The organism is bacterium SCSIO 12741 (assembly GCA_024398055.1).
Classification (GTDB): domain Bacteria; phylum Bacteroidota; class Bacteroidia; order Flavobacteriales_G; family Salibacteraceae; genus SCSIO-12741.
In genome coordinates this window covers 4,081,614-4,098,326 of sequence record CP073749.1, presented here as the reverse complement: position 1 = coordinate 4,098,326, position 16,713 = coordinate 4,081,614, and the positions used below count along the sequence as shown (strand labels likewise).

Annotated in this window: 17 protein-coding genes and 1 riboswitch; of the genes, 3 read left to right on the top strand and 14 right to left on the bottom strand. The window is 44.1% G+C overall.

The features are described from left to right. Window positions 1-4: 4 nt before the first annotated feature. The gene (locus KFE98_17530; GenBank protein UTW61791.1) at window positions 5-481 is read right to left on the bottom strand and encodes a hypothetical protein; all 477 of its coding nucleotides are present in this window, start codon (window positions 479-481) and stop codon (window positions 5-7) included. A 381-nt stretch (window positions 482-862) separates the two neighbouring features. On the opposite strand from KFE98_17530, the gene KFE98_17525 reads away from it, so the two are divergent. Beyond that, window positions 863-1,381: a hypothetical protein gene (locus tag KFE98_17525; protein ID UTW61790.1), complete on the top strand. Its 519-nt coding sequence runs from the start codon at window positions 863-865 to the stop codon at window positions 1,379-1,381. Window positions 1,382-1,465: 84 nt separating this feature from the next. Then, the gene (locus KFE98_17520) at window positions 1,466-2,128 is read left to right on the top strand and encodes a hypothetical protein (GenBank protein UTW61789.1); all 663 of its coding nucleotides are present in this window, start codon (window positions 1,466-1,468) and stop codon (window positions 2,126-2,128) included. Between the two features lie 55 nt (window positions 2,129-2,183). On the opposite strand, the gene KFE98_17515 is transcribed toward KFE98_17520, so the two are convergent. From KFE98_17515 to KFE98_17465, 11 genes are all read right to left on the bottom strand, one after another. Next, complete coding sequence (locus tag KFE98_17515) at window positions 2,184-3,479, bottom strand: T9SS type A sorting domain-containing protein (protein ID UTW61788.1); 1,296 nt, start codon at window positions 3,477-3,479, stop codon at window positions 2,184-2,186. Between the two features lie 92 nt (window positions 3,480-3,571). Then, window positions 3,572-4,936, bottom strand: a complete 1,365-nt coding sequence (locus tag KFE98_17510; GenBank protein ID UTW61787.1) for a beta-lactamase family protein — start codon at window positions 4,934-4,936, stop codon at window positions 3,572-3,574. Window positions 4,937-4,946: 10 nt separating this feature from the next. Beyond that, window positions 4,947-6,182, bottom strand: a complete 1,236-nt coding sequence (locus tag KFE98_17505; GenBank protein UTW61786.1) for an erythromycin esterase family protein — start codon at window positions 6,180-6,182, stop codon at window positions 4,947-4,949. A 65-nt stretch (window positions 6,183-6,247) separates the two neighbouring features. Next, window positions 6,248-8,629: a bifunctional aspartate kinase/homoserine dehydrogenase I gene (gene thrA, locus KFE98_17500; protein ID UTW61785.1), complete on the bottom strand. Its 2,382-nt coding sequence runs from the start codon at window positions 8,627-8,629 to the stop codon at window positions 6,248-6,250. A gap of 1 nt (window position 8,630) precedes the next feature. Continuing rightward, window positions 8,631-8,954, bottom strand: coding sequence for a rhodanese-like domain-containing protein (locus KFE98_17495; protein ID UTW61784.1), 324 nt, complete (start codon window positions 8,952-8,954; stop codon window positions 8,631-8,633). Beyond that, a complete protein-coding gene (gene metX / locus KFE98_17490) occupies window positions 8,954-9,934 on the bottom strand; it encodes a homoserine O-acetyltransferase (GenBank protein ID UTW61783.1) in 981 nt (326 codons plus the stop codon). Before metX ends, KFE98_17495 begins: the two co-directional genes overlap by 1 nt. Then, window positions 9,931-11,097 (bottom strand): aminotransferase class I/II-fold pyridoxal phosphate-dependent enzyme, encoded by a 1,167-nt coding sequence (locus tag KFE98_17485; protein UTW61782.1) that lies wholly within the window; start codon window positions 11,095-11,097, stop codon window positions 9,931-9,933. Before KFE98_17485 ends, metX begins: the two co-directional genes overlap by 4 nt. Continuing rightward, a complete protein-coding gene (locus KFE98_17480; protein UTW61781.1) occupies window positions 11,094-11,510 on the bottom strand; it encodes an OsmC family protein in 417 nt (138 codons plus the stop codon). The genes KFE98_17485 and KFE98_17480 overlap by 4 nt, the downstream gene beginning before the upstream one ends. A gap of 96 nt (window positions 11,511-11,606) precedes the next feature. Further along, window positions 11,607-11,712: riboswitch (SAM riboswitch) on the bottom strand. Between the two features lie 203 nt (window positions 11,713-11,915). Further along, window positions 11,916-12,599, bottom strand: coding sequence for a YceI family protein (locus KFE98_17475; protein ID UTW61780.1), 684 nt, complete (start codon window positions 12,597-12,599; stop codon window positions 11,916-11,918). 97 nt (window positions 12,600-12,696) lie between these two features. Further along, window positions 12,697-13,002: a T9SS type A sorting domain-containing protein gene (locus KFE98_17470; GenBank protein UTW61779.1), complete on the bottom strand. Its 306-nt coding sequence runs from the start codon at window positions 13,000-13,002 to the stop codon at window positions 12,697-12,699. Continuing rightward, window positions 12,993-13,412 (bottom strand): hypothetical protein, encoded by a 420-nt coding sequence (locus tag KFE98_17465; GenBank protein UTW61778.1) that lies wholly within the window; start codon window positions 13,410-13,412, stop codon window positions 12,993-12,995. Before KFE98_17465 ends, KFE98_17470 begins: the two co-directional genes overlap by 10 nt. A gap of 284 nt (window positions 13,413-13,696) precedes the next feature. Between KFE98_17465 and KFE98_17460 the strand changes: the two genes are divergently transcribed. Beyond that, on the top strand, window positions 13,697-14,719 hold the full coding sequence (locus KFE98_17460; GenBank protein UTW61777.1) for an AraC family transcriptional regulator: 1,023 nt from the start codon (window positions 13,697-13,699) through the stop codon (window positions 14,717-14,719). Between the two features lie 12 nt (window positions 14,720-14,731). Here the strand turns inward: KFE98_17460 and trxA are convergent, their stop codons facing one another. Both trxA and KFE98_17450 read right to left on the bottom strand, forming a co-directional pair. Continuing rightward, window positions 14,732-15,091 (bottom strand): thioredoxin, encoded by a 360-nt coding sequence (gene trxA, locus KFE98_17455; protein UTW61776.1) that lies wholly within the window; start codon window positions 15,089-15,091, stop codon window positions 14,732-14,734. A gap of 148 nt (window positions 15,092-15,239) precedes the next feature. Continuing rightward, window positions 15,240-16,562 (bottom strand): hypothetical protein, encoded by a 1,323-nt coding sequence (locus KFE98_17450; protein ID UTW61775.1) that lies wholly within the window; start codon window positions 16,560-16,562, stop codon window positions 15,240-15,242. Window positions 16,563-16,713 lie beyond the last annotated feature (151 nt).

The window sequence follows — 16,713 nt, the reverse complement described above, 5'->3', positions numbered from 1 at the left end:
ATAATCACCTTTTGTCTTTGTCCTTATACGCCTTAATAACGGCCGACTTTCCTCGCCTTCGAGTATTAAACTCAGGTGTAAAGGGCTCCTGCGGGTCCCAACCAAATTTCTGTACAAAGGCTTCGATAGAAGAAACTACATCGGGGTTATCATAAGTAATTCGAATCGACCAAAGGTGTGCGTTCTGCTCTGGCGGAGCATCACTTAAAATGTGAAAAGTCTGCGTATCATCACTGGTAGACTCCGTCATAAAAACCCTTACCGATTCCGGATCTTGTGTGGGCAAAACGGCCATCAACTTTATGATACAGGTATCATTGTTCTCATCGAATAGAAAGGCATTAACACTCAATTGGTTTAAGTTTTCCAACATGAATGATTTGTGTCCATCTGGGTTTTGTAATTCGAACCGGGTCTTGGTCATTTCATGATCTTCCAATTCGATCAATACTCCTCTTTTTCGGGCAAAGCAAGGGCGCATAAGGGTGTTTAGTTTAAGTGAGTAATGGGAGCTTTTACGGATTGCAAATAGCTCTGGGAAACAATGTTAAGGAATATCCCGACAAATTCAAATCTTCCTTTTCCGCTTATGTTTCTGATGGGGTCACTTATAGCAGAGTTCTTGCCACTCGATACACCTTGCCACCTCTCCCGCCAAGGCCCGCCATAGATTCGTCTCTGGAATATCGATAATCCCATGGTAATGAATCACTAACAACTTAAATCCGGACTAAAGCTCCTTGTGCTTAACAAGATTATTAACGAAGTCCCAAACGTTGTTCAACGATTCAACACCATGCAAGGCGAAAGATCGAAAAGCCTAAAAAGAGTAGATCAATGAATCATTTAAACCTAAAACACTATGTCTTACGACGAATACAACGAAGTTGGGTTAAAAGAGTACGCTGAAATCTCCTATGCCGGAACCTTTAGCCACGGATCCTATTGCATCGACAAATATTGGAAGCAATACGGGGTTAAAGGATGCATCAAAGTGTATCTAAACCCAGACGACACCCTGGATTTTCAATTGGAAGTAAAGACCAAATACTTATCCGCAATTTTCACCTCTCCTCTTTTCCGAAAGGTGGCCAAGAAAAAGAAGGTTGCCTGGTATCCACAATTCCCAAGCACCCCTAAGGACAAGGAGCAAAAGGAATTACGCATTGTCATTTCCTATGACAACGTGCGCAAGGAAGGCGATAAGCTCAAAGTCGACGTTTCAGTGAGTATCGAAAAGATCATTATGGGTGTATGGGTACCTTATAAATTCACGGAGACCTTGGAAATGCCGTGGGTGGAAGAACTGGCCGAACTCCCTCAAGGTTTGTCTGACGCTTACCGACGGTATGTCGAGGATAAATCCTGCCACTGTTCATGAGAAACGTAGGCAGATAGGATCCTCCTTTATTACCCAAACAATTACCCTTTTTAAATACTTGATTAATCTTTAAACACAATTAAAATGAATACAGAAGAAACCTTGGCATTACAAACTACTAATGCCTTTCAATCCGCTCGAAGAGCAGCCCAGAAAGATGTTCATGTTTCGATGTCTACAGAAACATTAATCGCCTTAAAACGAGAGCAACTTAAGCTATGCTTTGCCAAAAAAGTGGGCGACTCGTTCAACGTGGTTTGGAAATCGGAAAAGAACTACCTGGTAAACAACAAGTTCAGCTGGCAGCCGGCCTATCAGTTGTTTGCCACAAACAAATTCCGCAGTGGTGTGGAAGTGCAAGTACATACCAACAAAGTTACTTGCGGATTGGGCGAAACCTCCACCATGAACAAGGAAGGTGTAATGCTTCCTGCTGTGACCGGCGGTCCACAAACAGCGCTAACCTTTGACAATGACTTTGCTTTGATTCACGCTGGAGTTTGCCAATTGTCTGAGGACGATGAAGGGAACATAGAATCTGAAGTAATCTTTGTGGATGCCTTCAAAACTCCGCTTGGCCACAACACCCTTACTCCTAAGGAAGAGGTGATGATTTGGTTTGAACGCAATGTAGAAACCGGAACCATGTTTAGTGAGGCAAAGAGTAACCCCATTGTGGTAAACCTGACTCACACCAATCAGCAATCCGTTTTTTACGATCACGAAAAAGGATGGAGAACGATCTAATCTTTTTCAGTCAGGAAAGAAAGGGAGGTCATCGCAACAGCGTTGACCTCTTTTTTTATCGCTTCACTACTTTGTGACTCACCCGATAACCCCCGGAGTTCAATACCAGGAAGTACACCCCTTGCGGAACATCGGAAACATCTAATTCGCTTTCTGAAGGATCAAAGGATTTAACCACGGAACCCGTCATTTGCACCAGTTGGAGAGCATGAATTTCGAGGTCTGGATTCAGGTTTTCCAGGTAGAAAGTGGACTCCACAGGATTCGGATATACACTAAGTTGATTCAAGTGCAACTCACGGATGCCTAAAGTATCGGCTGGAGGAAAAGCCCCGGTTCGCATCATCAGTCCATTTTCTCCGGCTACATACCCTACTCCATTGTCAAACAGTTTTGCTTTATTCAAGGGCTGCTCAGCAGTAAGGAAAAACCAACCGCTGGAGTCGCGAATCATGATCACACCATTTCTCCCATTGCTGATTCCGGCAGCGATACCCAACTCAGGCTCAACAAAGCTCATATCATTGATTTGAGGGTAATGAAAAGTTTGAGGAAAGGACGGATCCTGGTAAAACGTGGATCCCGAATCATCTGAACGATACATGTTGTTTAGCCCACTATTCGTTGCAGCATACCAGGTTCCATTGCCTGCAGCGTGAACAGCCGTGATGCCTGTACTATCCAGATACAACGAATCTAAAGGAGCGGTTACCCAACGTTCTTTTCGCAGATAACCATCACTATGGCCAAAAATGGTAATGAAGCTATCGCGATCTACCGAGGTGATAACATTCGGCTGAGCTGTTGGTGTAGAATCGGCATAAGGGAAACCAAAAGGGCCATTGTAGTAATTGTAATAAACCCCGTTTCCACCGCAGGATTCTCCATAGGTAATGAGATTTACATATCCATTTCCGCCGTGCTCATCTAACGCCCGAAAACCTCGAATAGAGCAAAACATATTGGAATCGTCGTAGGCAAAATGAATATAACTCGCCCCTTCATCTTCGGTGATCATACCCCCATATCCTTCACGCCAGGCCAGGAACAATCCAGAATCCAAATGACTCCAGCGGTAGCCGCCATGGTAGTCAATACCCATGATGTCTCCCCCATTTCCAGGTTTTTCGTTTATCGTTGGAGTGGGTAAATCCTTCCAGGTTTGACCTCCGTCGGTGGTCTTTTTAAAGAGGTAGTCCTCCCCTACGATATAACCCGTATCAGGAGATAAAAAATGGATGTCGTAAATATCCTTCGTTGTTCCGGTGTTGAGTTTAACCCACTGAGCGGATTGAGCAGAAGCCGAAAAAACAAAAACAAGTGAAGCTAATGTGGAAACTAAATATTTCATGGCGCACGGTTTTAAGCTCCAAAAGTCGAAAGTACAAAACAGTTTGCCTTGCACATTTTCAGCCATTGATGGTACTTTTTCCTAAGACCACCTCAAAATGCCCCTTTAGGAACCCGATTGGCCTGAAGAAACGTGTTTCCCTTGTTTTCAAAAACCAGGGTTTGAAAGCCCTCTCCTATGGAATCCCTGAATACCGCATTAAACTCAAGACGCTCAAAATCAAATCGGTTAGCACCATATCCGAACATAATATGAGACTCCTGTCCGGTTTCCTGAAGGTACAATTGACCTCCATCTTCATACACCCGGAGGGTATCTCCAGGCTTAACTAAGTAGCGACCGGTATACAAACCAATATCCACATCAGTTTGATTTCGATAGGTCTTTCGCTCTGGAATGGGAACCTTATAACCCAAGGCTAATTGAGAAAGACTATGGCTTATTTCAAACCTGGGCGTGTTATCATCGTTGGTCAGGTAGCCAATAAACAAATCCTCTTCTGGCCAGTAGCTAATTCCTCCCACGAAGCCATTCATTGCACCCACATGGCCGATTAGTTGGAGTGAATCGAGTGAGCGAATTCCCCAGCCCAATTCATAAATACTCGATGATTCAGCTCCTATGGATTCAAGATGATGGGTAGCAAACAACGTTCCCTGAAAGACCGCACGGGTGAAACACCTTAAATCCTCCAGATTGGAATAAACGTTCCCCGAACTAAACGGTTGATCATAATTGATCCATTCAGCTTCCTGACTCCCCAAGGGATTGGTCCGGTATCCCTTAACCAAGTTCGGGATCGAAACTGAATTCTTGATCACCCCTGTATGACTTAGGCCCAAGGGTTGAAAAATTTGCATGTCCAAATAATGGTCAAAAGTTTGGCCACTTACCTGCTCTATGATGAGTCCCAAAAGGATATAACCGGTATTGGAATAATGGAATTTCTCCCCGGGTTCGTAGCGATAGGACTCCCGAGCAACAGCCTTAACCACATCCATCGAGGTAAGCAAAGCTCTTTGACTTTCCTCCTTCCAATTGGGCAGTTCGTGATAATCCTTGATTCCCGAAGTATGATTGAGCAAGTGCCTAATTGTAACCTCGTGAGCTCTTGGAAATTCGGGAAAGTACTTATTCAATCGGTCTTCTAAGGCCAGTTCTCCAGACTCCACCAGGATGAGCACTGCTGCTGCGGTAAAGGGCTTGGTGATCGACCCAATTAGAAATCGTGAGGAATCATCGAAAGCCTTTTCATTACTACGATCGGCATATCCCAGAGCCTTCCTGTAAAGTACATTATCCCCTTTGGCGATGAGCACTTGACCATTGAATCGATGGTTACCCGCCATCGCTGACAAATAGTTGGTGGCTTCCCGTTCGAGTGAAAAGCTTGGAGGAGCTACTTCCTCTGCAACTTGTTGGCAAGCCTGAAGCCCAAATCCAATCAGGATCCCCAAGAATATCCAATTATTTTTCAAGAGACTGCGGAGGATTAACACGATCATAAAAAATAAGGGCATCGAACATTTGGCCATAAGGGGCTTTAATCTCAGACGATGGCACCCAGTTATTAAACTCATTAAAAAACAGGTAAAAGGGCTCCTTATGCTCCTCCAGATTGATCCAGCAGTAAGTTAGATTCGTCCGATGTAACTCAGCTTCGAGACTTGTAGGATGGGCTGGAGGAATAACAATTGGCTTAAAATCCCAGCGGCAGTGGTTTCCAGCATAAGCCGTGGTACCCACTATAAAACAGGCAGCGCCCAATCGTTCATTCAACAAACTTCCCACTGTCACATTCTTTAATCCAGAACTATCGCGAGTATAGGCCTGAAAAGACTCAATGTTTTTCGCGGCATGTCCATTGTGCATGTGTACGATAATCCTTTCCTCCTGATATACCTCTTCAATCAACCACAACAGGTTTTCGGCCATTTGATGTTCCCGGTAATGGTATCGCCGCAAGTCTTGATCTGAATAACCCATGGGATTCCAGGCATTCTGAGCAAAAGCTTTCAGACTTTTAAGTCGTTGCACATCTCGCCCATGAGTAGGAAGACTCTGATAGTATTCAATCATTTGATCAAGTAGTTCATAGGCTCTCTCTTTTTCATTGGATGTGGTAAGGGTATCAGTGTATTCTCGTTCAATTACCTGATGAATGGCTTTGCGAGCCATAGCCTTAAACTCCGAACTACTTGCCGGACTAAGAAAATGGGACAACAACTGATCAAACCACTGCTTCACCGTTTTTCGTTGGGTCAACCTGCTATCAAATCCCTCGACTTGAATGGGTTTACCCAGTTTTCGCTGCGCATCCAGGTAATCGAATAAAGCATTGTATTCCAGCGATTTTCCCTGAGGCCAATACATCGTTTGTCGTAATGCCTGAGCGGATTCATTGGCTTCGAGTTGTTGATTAACCTCATGAGTACTAAAAAAACAGTACTCCTGAATCAAGACTTGAAATCCCATTTCTTCATGAAGAAATTTGACCATTCTTGAGAATCCCAGGTACTCTTCCGCTATTCCATGAGTTTGCTCACCAAGAACCACCACTCGGGCATCCTTGAGCTGTCGTTTTAGTTCAGTCTTGGTGTCTTCACTAAAATCAACCGTATCCAGCGACCCTAAATTCAGAACCTGGGAATGAACAGAGACCGCAAGCAAACATCCCAGCAAAAAACAAACAACCGACTTCAAAGCAAGCATTTAAAGTCCAAACTACATCTCGTCAAGGAACAAGTTCAGATTTCATCTAATGATTATCAACTTCCAATCCGAATCAAATCCGAATACACCCCTCTTGCAGTCACTTCACCGCCGGCACCAGCACCCTGAATAATCATTGGATTTTGGCCATAGGCCTCAGTATAAATTTCAAACAGAGAATCCGCTCCTTTCATTTGCCCGAGGGCCGTCGAACGCGGAACCTGAACCAAAGAAACCTTAAGCTCTCCTGTGCGACAATTGGCTTCTCCAACATACCTCAATACGTGGTCTTGAGCTATACTTTTAAGTCTATTCAAATAGTCCTCATCCAATTCATTTCGGTATTTCAGCAAGTCTTCAAAAGAATCCAATTCACGGAGCGATTCAGGAATCAATCCTTCCACCTTCACATCCTCCAAACTGACATCAACACCTGCTTCACGAGCCAGGATAACGAGCTTACGAGCCACATCCAATCCCGACAGATCTTCCCGAGGATCAGGTTCCGTATACCCCAGTTCACGAGCCTCTAAAAGCACATCAGTAAAAGATTTCTTTCCCTCAGAAAAGGTATTAAACAGGTAACTCAAAGAACCACTGTATACGCCTTTAATCTCGGTGAGCACATCGGCTGAATCGCGTAAATGCTTGAGGGTATCAATAATGGGTAAACCGGCTCCTACGTTGGTTTCATAGTAAAACTTGCGACCCTTTCGCTCCACCAATTGACGCACCCGCTGATAGACTTCCAGGGAGCCAGAATTGTGCTTTTTGTTAGAAGCGACCAAATCAATACCCGCCCGAAGAATATCTGGATAGCGATTCGAAATCTCCTGAGAAGAGGTATTATCCGCTATTACCAGGTTTTCCAATCCCGATTGTTTCAGCGTTTTGAGCAAATCTTCCAGGTTGTTGACCTCTCTGCTATTGGCCAGCTCCCTTCTCCAGTCGCTTGTTATTCCCTCTGGCCGATAAAGTATTCGGCGAGAATCGGCTACCCCAATCACCTTAATCTGTAAACGGCGCTGCTCAATCAACTGAGGCGAAGTGGCCAATAGCTGATCAATGAGGGTACCTCCTACCACTCCTTTGCCTAAGCCAAATACATGGATCGTTTTAAGCGCTCCAAATACCTGGCTATGTACCACGTTGACCGCTTTTTGTAAATGCTTACTATCTACTACGAGAGAGATGTGGAAACCGGAAATACTGTTGCTAATCAAGTGCATCCAAATTCGATTTCGGCGCAGACCGGAAATAGCTTTTTCAAGGCTGTAGTTGTGCCGACCTAATATGGCGATTATGGCAATCTCTGTATTCAGCGCTATGGATCTGATCCATCCTTTTTCCCACTCTGGCCAGAATTCGGCTTGCAGGGCTTTCTGCGCTTGCTTTCCCTGATCTTTGTCCACCACGAAACCGATTCCACGTTCCGAAGAGGCTTGGGCAATCAGGCGTATGCTTATGTTGGCCTTGCTTAAAGCCGCAAATATGCGGGCATCAATACCAATGTTGTCAAGCAGTCCACTGCCTTCAATGGAAATCATGGCCACGTTTTCCAGCACCGAAATGGATTTAATGCCTTTCCGGCCGCCTTTCGAGTCCACCTGAGTTCCAGGAAAATCGGGTTTAAAGGTATTGCGTATGCTCAGTCGAATGTTCGTCTCCAGTAAAGGGCTCAACGTTTTGGGATGCAGAACATTGGTTCCAAAATTGGCCATTTCATGGGCTTCCTGGTAAGTCATCTTTTCAATAACCCGGGCATCGTCCACCAAGTCAGGTTTAGCGGTAAATACGCCATCTACATTGGTCCAGTTTTGAAATTCTTCGGCTTGGAGAAAATTAGACAACAGCGAGGCCGAGTAATTGCTTCCGTTTCTTCCCAGCGTTTGGGTTCTCCCCTGCTCATCTGAGGCAATGTAGCCGGTAATCACAGGAATTTGATCAAAATTGAAATGCTCGAAATACAATTCGGTATTCTCTCTGGATTGGCGCTCTAATACGGCTCCATCACGAACCTTTATCAATTTGCGTGCATCAATGGGAAGTGCTTTTAAGCCCAAATTCTGCAATTCATGAGCGATGAGTTCGCTGCTCAATCGTTCGCCATAGGCAAGTACTTCATTGGCCAGCTGATCCTTGTTGGAGTCAAGTGCTGTTTGTTTTCCTTTAGATTCCAATTCCTTTAACAAGTCTTGAACCTCAGGTAAATGCAGGTAATCCTTGTAGATTTCTGTGAAGTCCATCCACGCTTTTTTCCAGCCTTCCAGGTTCACGGCTTCATCTATCCAGCTTTGCAAACGATCGGTGGTATCTCCTATAGCTGAAACGACCACAGCCACTTCCCCTTGCTGTTTTTCGTATTTAATTATTTGCAAAGCGTTCTTTCTTCCTTCGCGCTCTGCCAGCGACTTTCCGCCAAATTTTAAAATCTTCATCTCAGTATTTTGTCAAGGTGTTATCAATGGCATCGGCCCAGGCCAGAATGCCTCCCTGGAGGTTAAATAGATTCGTTTGTCCAGTTAGGCTTTGAATCTGCTCAATAGCCGTGGCGCTGCGCTTGCCGCTTCTGCAATACACGACTACGGTAGAAGCTTCAGGCTCAAAAGCCAGAACCTGTTCAGTTATGGTCCCTAATGGAATTAGTTTTCCACCAATGGTGGCTATGTCAACCTCATGAGGTTCACGCACATCAATTAGTGTGAAAGGTGCATGGTTATCAATAAGTTCTTGTAACTCGTGTACTGTTATTTCTCGTACCATTATTTGGATTTTATAAAGTCTTTAATGTGTTTTTCAATCTGTTGCGTTTCGAGCAAAAAGCCATCATGTCCATATTTGGAATGAATGGACACGTATTGCCCATGGGGTAACTGCCTGGCCATTTCCTGTTGCAGTTCTGGTAATACCAATTGATCCGTATCTATGCCAATAACCAGGGCCTTGGATAAGATCCTCTGAAGGGCCTTGGCCACTCCGCCTCTACCTCTTCCTATGTCATGACTATCCAGGCATTGGGTCAAGTAGAAATAGGATAGGGCTTCGAAGCGATTGACCAGTTTTTGGCCTTGATAATCGATGTAAGAAGAAGCTCTCCGGTTGGGCCAATGGGAACTATCATCGGTTTGGGTGTTGATATAGGCTGTAGGTGTTCGGTAGCTCAGCAAGCCAATGGCCCGGGCTGCCTTCAATCCTTTTAGTCCCCCTTGGGGTTTGCCGAAGGAATCGTCTGCCTGGATCGCCAATCGCTGGGCTTGGTGAATGGCAATGCCCCACGCCGATTCCTGGGGAGCGCTTGCTACGGTGATGAGATGGTGAATTTTCCCTGTATAGCCCAAGGCAAATTCAAGCGCTTGACTCCCACCAAAGGAACCACCAACAAGAAATTTAATTTCATTAATATTCAGGATATTAAAAAGCTTCAACTGAAGTTTTGAAACATCTCTTACCGTAAATAGCGGATAGCCCAAATCCAAAGGATATTCCTCGCCATAATTGGAGCCTAAAGCAGCGACACAAATGATGAAATATTCCTCAGGATCAAACACCTTTTGCGGCCCAAATAAACCCGACCACCAATCGCAGGGATTAGAATTTGCCGTGAGCCCATGAAACACCCAGACTACGTTATCTCGAGCTGCATTTAAGGTTCCGGCTGTGTGGTAGCCGATTGTCGGCTTTTCCAACCGAGCTCCATTTTCCAGGATAAAATCCTCCTCCAAGACAAATCGCTGGTACTTCATCGGGAATGTTTTAGGGCCTGTTCTACATCTTCAATCAGGTCGTCGATGTGCTCCAGTCCTACCGAAAAGCGAATAAACCCAGGTGTTATTCCTACGGCCTGTTGGGCTTCCTCACTGAGCTTGGAATGAGTGGTTGAAGCCGGATGGGTAGCAATGCTTCTTACGTCTCCCAAATTGGCGGTGAGGGAATGAATTTTTAAAGCATTTAGAAAACGGGCACCTCTGGCTTTACCTCCTCGAAGCACACAGCCCACCAATCCTCCTCCGGCATCCATCTGCTTTTGGGCCAAGTTGAAGTAGGGATAGGACGGCAAATAGGGATAATTGACCTGCTCAATGTCTTCCACAGACTCCAGAAATGTTGCCAATTGTAGCGCATTACTCGAATGACGCTCCATTCTTAGCGACAAGGTTTCCAAACTCTTGGACAGCACCCAAGCATTAAATGGAGATAAACTGGCACCCGTTCTGCGTAAAAACTCATAACAGGGTTGAACCCATTCTTCCTTACCCAGAATAGCTCCTCCTAATACACGCCCTTGCCCATCTATGTATTTCGTTGCTGAATGGAGAACCAAGTCGGCTCCCCATTTTACTGGCTGCTGCAGGACTGGAGTAGCAAAGCAATTGTCTACTACATAAATCAAATCATGAGCCTTGCAAAGCTTGCCGAGAAATGCCAAATCCGCGATTTTTAAAGTTGGGTTGCTTGGAGTTTCTACCAGTAAGAGCCGTGTATTGGATTGAATGGCCGCCTGCCAACCTTCAACATCGTCCAAATCGACCAAGGTGTGCGTAATTCCCTGCTTGGGCAAAATGTTTTGCAGAATATTGAGGGAATTGCCAAACAAGGCTTTCGACGCCACCACATGATCTCCTTGCTGAAGATGGCCGGCCAAAGCCACATACACGGCCGACATTCCAGATGCGGTTGCAATGCCGGTTTCGGTTCCTTCCAGGGTACAAAGCCGGGCTATAAACTCGTCGGTGTTGGGGTTAGAAAACCGGGAATATAGATTTCCTTCCAGATCACCGGAAAACAGAGCCGCTCCTTCCTCGGCCGTATCAAATACAAAACTCGAGGTTAGAAACAAGGGGCTGGAATGCTCTTTTTGGTGCGTTCGTTCCAACTGGGTTCGAATGACACGGGTGGCAGCTTTCATAACGACGACTTAATGGTAAATGAGGTTTGAATATCTGCCGTTACTTCTAAAATCTTGCTGGCCGAGCAGTATTTATCCCGGCTCAAATCAATGGCCTTTTCCACTTTGGAAGAATCTAAATCGCCTACCAATTCCAATTGAACATGAATGTTTTTGAAAATAGCTGGAATGGCGTCAATGCGCTCGGCCTTAACCTTAACTTGGTAATCCTGAACTGTTTGACGCTGCTTACCCAGAATTTGGAGTACATCAATAGAAAGGCATCCAGCCAGGCTCACCAGCATAAGTTCCATGGGACGAAACCCTGGGGCATCACCGCTAAGCTCGGGTGTGGCCACAATCGGGATTTGGCAATCTGCATTTTGAGCGGTAAACTCAAAATCTCGTGAAGTACGGTTTAATTGTATTTCCATTCTGTGTTTGTTTCAAACTCATCAAGAATGGAAAAAGAGGGCATAAAAAAACCGCTCAAGACTTTAAGTCAAAAGCGGTTTCTGTAAATATCTTTCGACTTATCTAGTTCGAATCGCTTCGAACAGGAATTAGCACCTTCTACACATTTGTAGGGTTGCTAAGGTTTCACAGGGCCTTTCCCTCCACCTTTCTTGATAAGAATATGTTTAAGAACTATTTCGGTCGCAAATGTAGAATAAAATCTCTGAGATTTAAGAATCTTCTTTGGGTCAAATTCTGTTTTTCACTCAAAGCCTAACTACAAAACAGATACTATTTAACTAATGAACAGATATTTACGTTTAGCATTGCTACCAATCAAAATTTCGGTAAAACCCATCTCCAGGGTCGCCCCATTCAATCCTTCAACTGGCCTTTTCTTCTAACACAAGAGTGACTAAAAGGTCAAATTCATCCTTAATGGCATTGTCTCCAAGGTTGTCAAAGAATGTACCTGAGCCATACTTGATTCCAAAGTCTGTACGGTTGACTGAAATTTTTGAACTTAACTCCTGCCCGACCAAAGTGGCTTTGAAGGAAATCTCCCGGGTTACCCCTTTAAGCGTTAAGTCTCCAATAACCGTCATATCCTGACCTTGTTCCAGCGTTTTGTTGATCACAAACGTAGCCGTTGGAAATGCCTGAGCATCAAAAAAATCGCCATCCATCAGGTGGTTAGCCAAATCTACCCGATCATCCTCAGGCTCCTCGTTCTCGTCTTCATCTTCTTCCTCGTCACCGTCGTCCAATAATTCAGTTACCTCTACAGAGGTCATATCGATCACAAATCGGCCTGCAGTGAGTTGCCCTTGATCAAATGTAACATCGGCTTCTTTCAAGCTTACCCTACCCGTGTGGTAACCGAGCAATTTATGCCCTTTCCAATAAAGTGTACTCTTCTCCAAATTAACGGGTATCATGCCACTCAGTTTAGGAGCAGAATCCGTTTGATCTTGTACGGTTTCGATTTTCGTTTCTGAGGATTCTGAAGAATTACAGCCTCCAACTAGTAGCCCTATAAGCAATAGAGCAATCCATGTTTTGTCCATTTATTATTTGTTGTTTTACTTAGTTATTCATCCATTAGAAAAAGAAAAGTGGCTCAGAAAATTCTCTGGCCACCTTTCCCATTACACTTAGAAATAATTAGTGTTTGATAAATGGTTTTACCACCTTCAGCTCATTATCTCCTGCCCTTAGTCGTATATAGTATTTTCCGGGTTTCAACGCACTCACGTCGAGGGTTTGACTTTCTTCTTGCAGTTCATCTTTTGGTATGACTACCTGCCCACTCAGGGATATTACTTCATAAGTAAGTTTTGTACTAAACTCCCCGGTTTCCACGTGCAATTCGCTGGTCACCATAGTCGGATAGATTTTGGTTGTTCCGTACTCGTAGCGATCGTCCACTGAAGTAACATTGGGTGAAGACAACGACAGATCTACATACAACTCTCCCCATCAATACATTCTACCTCATACACATCACCCTTGTTAAGCGTGAAGGTGGTATCAAAAACCACATCGTCTGGCCCCCAACTCTGGTAACCGGTATAAATCTGACTTCCGTTTAGATAGGCATTAACCGTTCGGGTGAGTGAGGTTGAGTTGACCCGGTAAGTCTTTACCTTGATGGTGGTATTGGCAAAGCTGGCGGTAATTGAAAAACGACGATTCCCTGAGTACAAATACAATTGGGTAGTGTCGTAATAAACGCTGTTGGTTTGCTGTTCAATATCCTCATGTTCCCATTGCGCCCCAGAAACGGGAATGGTTGAATAGGCATTATTGGCTTTTAGTTGAGCACTGAAGATGCCAACTGAAAAGAGTAAAATGAAAAAAGAGTAATTCAATAACTTCATATAAATGGAATTTAATAATGAGCGTTCGGAAAGGGTGTAAAACAAACCCAATCGGGTTCCGTTTTTTGATTCTTTTGGGACCATAAAACGGGGCAAATTGTTAGCGTCCACAAAGAAGCGGGAATAAAAAAAGTATAATGTTATACTTGTATTGAAATAGGTTCGGATTGCGCAAAAAGAACCTCTGGAACGCCCAATTCATGGGCGATTCAAAATTTTAACGGGCACAAGAAGTACAACTCTTCTGAGTTGTTGATTGAAGAAATGGGAAGAAAATATTAAGGATGGAATTGATTGGAACCGTACTCCAAATTATCCTCATTTTACAAGGGGCATTTTTACTGTTGATTTTGTTTCGAACTCGATCTAATTATTTGCCTGTTACGCTCTGGCTTCTGGTAGGATCGGTAGCCTCTACCCTTTTATTCGCCTTGGGTGACGATGAACACAATCTCCTGGTGGAGGATGCAAACTGGTTTCTGTTTCACGAAAGTTTAATCATTACAATTCTCACCCTGTACATCCGCTATTTCTACCAGCAAAAAGAAGCCTTTCTTAAGCGTGATTTCATCTTCTTTGTTCCCTATGGCATCTACATCTCCAGCCAGTTTATGGAGAGTTTATTTTTTCCAAAAGACACCTTGTTCATATCGAGTCTAACAGGTTTAGTGGCCTTCTGTATTATGGGGTATTTGGTCTATATAAATGCCCTCATTCTGAAAAATAAGTCGACACTCTGGGTGAAAATCACGGTCATCTCCTTCACGGTGATCTATTTTCTGGACCGTTTGAGCGAGTTCATCTTCCACAAACCCGACACGATTCCCTTTTTAGAAAGTCACTTACTCATGGTGATTTCGGCCTTTATGGTCTATTCGATTACCTTTCAGATTATCCTATTTCCCAAAAAGGTACTTCCAACAGCCAAAGTTCAGGTATACAAAAAATCCACGCTCGATTCAGTATTGGTAGAGTCACAGAAAAGCAAACTCATCAAGCTATACGAACAAGAGAAAATCTACTTGGACCCTCAACTAACCTCTACCCAACTCGCCGACCAAATGTCGATACATCGCCAACAGCTGTCAGAACTGTTCTCCCAGCATTTTAATACGAAGTTTCAGGACTTTACCAACCAATACCGCCTCGATGAAGTGAAACGCATGCTCGAAGCCAAAACCCACGAACATTTAACCTTGCTTGGAATTGCCAGGGAAGCAGGCTTCGGTTCCAAATCAGCCTTTTACCAAACGACTAAAAAATGGACCGGAATGACTCCCTCCGAGCTCAAGAAATCTCTGGGATGATCCCCTGGAGTATTAAACCATTAGCTCTTTTTCAATGACCTGCTTTAAAGCATCCTTGGGTAACGCTCCTGCCTGCATCATCGGCTGCTTGCCTTTTGTAGGAATAAACAATAAACTGGGAATACTTCTAATTTGGAACACTGCCGAAAGCTCTTGCTCTACTTCGGTATTTACCTTATAAATCTTGAGTTTACCGTCGTATTCTTCAGCTAGCTCTTCCAGGATGGGCGCTACCATTTTACAAGGCTGACACCAATCGGCATAAAAGTCGATGATGGCCGGAACTTCGTCCTGGTAACTCCATTCTTTGGAGGTTTCGTAATTGAATATATCTGATTTGAATTTATCCGCTGTCAAATTAATTGTTGCCATAACATTTGTTTTTGCAAAAGTGCCACGCCTTTTACGAGAGTTCTGTGACTTGGGTGACATAAAATCTCAGGAATTGTGAATTATTGCTAAGAATGGGAGATACATCCCCGATGGATATCAGAAGAGATGCGAAATTTTCACCTTTTTATTAGAAAAGAAAACCAACCTTAAAGGTGACATCGTGAAGAAAATAGCCTTTCCCCATGAACTTGTCGGGTGCTAAGAACTCGGAGGTACTTCGGTCGTCGTATGTAGTATTGACGCTACTTTCCAAAGGTCTTGTATATACATCTTCCCGGAAGTATTCATAATCTACCTGAGACCATCCTATCATATTGAATTGAAAGGCAGTTTCGGCAAAAAAGCGGGCATTGCGTAATTTAATGCTGGGAGATAGCTGCAGTAAGACGAGATTTGAGGAACTCTCCATCCAAAAATGGTAGCGGTAATCGCTGGAATAGTAAGGTTTGCTGTACCTAAGGTCGAATTGCTTACGATTCCAAAAGGCCCGAGCCCCCACATAGGGCGTAAAACGAAGTTTTTTGCTGTCCTTCTCCTTTTTGAATGGGGTGTAATCGTATTTGTAATAGAACATCGCATCCTCAATCGAAATAGGCATACCAAAGAACCGATACTCTACATTTTCGTCGTAATTGGCATAACCGATACCTACAGAATGTAAGTCTCTATTTTTCAGACCCACAACAAGTCCGGCAAAGGGATATCCTCGTCTCTGAATGTAGAATGCCCGTTCGTAGTTTTCCAATTCAGGTTCAGGGTGATATTCTGGCTTGGTCACGGTGAGTAATCCAACGCCCAATTCTACTCCAAATCGGGTTCGGGGTACGATTGAATCTTGCTTAGAAGATCTGTTTTTAGTAGATGAATGAAGAAAGGGATGAATCCGCACCCCTGCCTGCAGGGAATACAATTGACGCCGTCTGATTTCACCTCCCTCCGGTCGAAAGACCTCCAAATCGAGATGATAACTGGATCGGGCAAAGGCCGTGAGTCGCTTGTTGACTCTTAAACTGGGGGCAATTCCTAAATGGCCCGTAAAACCCGAGGATGATTGTTCAAAATAGTTGCCTAAACCTGCGTTGAGAATTAAACCAAATCGATTGGATTTGATTAGGTAGTATTCCGTTTCAAAAGTTAATCGGTGTTGGGTTCTGGATTGGATTCCACCATAATAGTTGTATCCATTCAAACGGCTTACGGAATATCCAAAACCAAAATACTGGGCTTCGGACCCAAACATGAACTTCATCGAAAGAGGATCCCATCCAAAGTCATCGTAACCGGTTATCCCCTGGCCTTGATAATCGAGTAACTGGCTTCCCCCCGTACCGATTTCGATAATCATCTTACCATCGGGGTAGTTTTTTGAAGTTGGAGATTGGCTATACAATGTCCCACCAAGGGCCATGAATAGAAAAAGAACAAGAGCGGAAGGAATGGCTGTTTGCATAATTCGTTGCCGTACGAAACGTGCTTTGGTCAATGTTTATTTCACTAAAATACCCATTTTCTTCCAAAGCTTGCAAAAGCGCATTCTACTTCAGCTCTATTCTTTTCTCATCTAATTTTCAATCCTATTGTCCATTAGATTGCCACGAAGC

Excerpts from the sequence above, each read along its gene's own strand:
- trxA (UTW61776.1), bottom strand. The coding sequence starts at position 15,091 with ATGGCAACAATTAATTTGACAGCGGATAAATTCAAATCAGATATATTC.
- KFE98_17520 (UTW61789.1), top strand. The coding sequence starts at position 1,466 with ATGAATACAGAAGAAACCTTGGCATTACAAACTACTAATGCCTTTCAA.
- KFE98_17530 (UTW61791.1), bottom strand. The coding sequence starts at position 481 with ATGCGCCCTTGCTTTGCCCGAAAAAGAGGAGTATTGATCGAATTGGAA.
- KFE98_17465 (UTW61778.1), bottom strand. The coding sequence starts at position 13,412 with ATGAAGTTATTGAATTACTCTTTTTTCATTTTACTCTTTTCAGTTGGC.
- KFE98_17485 (UTW61782.1), bottom strand. The coding sequence starts at position 11,097 with ATGAAAGCTGCCACCCGTGTCATTCGAACCCAGTTGGAACGAACGCAC.
- thrA (UTW61785.1), bottom strand. The coding sequence starts at position 8,629 with ATGAAGATTTTAAAATTTGGCGGAAAGTCGCTGGCAGAGCGCGAAGGA.
- metX (UTW61783.1), bottom strand. The coding sequence starts at position 9,934 with ATGAAGTACCAGCGATTTGTCTTGGAGGAGGATTTTATCCTGGAAAAT.
- KFE98_17495 (UTW61784.1), bottom strand. The coding sequence starts at position 8,954 with ATGGTACGAGAAATAACAGTACACGAGTTACAAGAACTTATTGATAAC.
- KFE98_17475 (UTW61780.1), bottom strand. The coding sequence starts at position 12,599 with ATGGACAAAACATGGATTGCTCTATTGCTTATAGGGCTACTAGTTGGA.
- KFE98_17525 (UTW61790.1), top strand. The coding sequence starts at position 863 with ATGTCTTACGACGAATACAACGAAGTTGGGTTAAAAGAGTACGCTGAA.
- KFE98_17515 (UTW61788.1), bottom strand. The coding sequence starts at position 3,479 with ATGAAATATTTAGTTTCCACATTAGCTTCACTTGTTTTTGTTTTTTCG.
- KFE98_17460 (UTW61777.1), top strand. The coding sequence starts at position 13,697 with ATGGAATTGATTGGAACCGTACTCCAAATTATCCTCATTTTACAAGGG.
- KFE98_17450 (UTW61775.1), bottom strand. The coding sequence starts at position 16,562 with ATGCAAACAGCCATTCCTTCCGCTCTTGTTCTTTTTCTATTCATGGCC.
- KFE98_17480 (UTW61781.1), bottom strand. The coding sequence starts at position 11,510 with ATGGAAATACAATTAAACCGTACTTCACGAGATTTTGAGTTTACCGCT.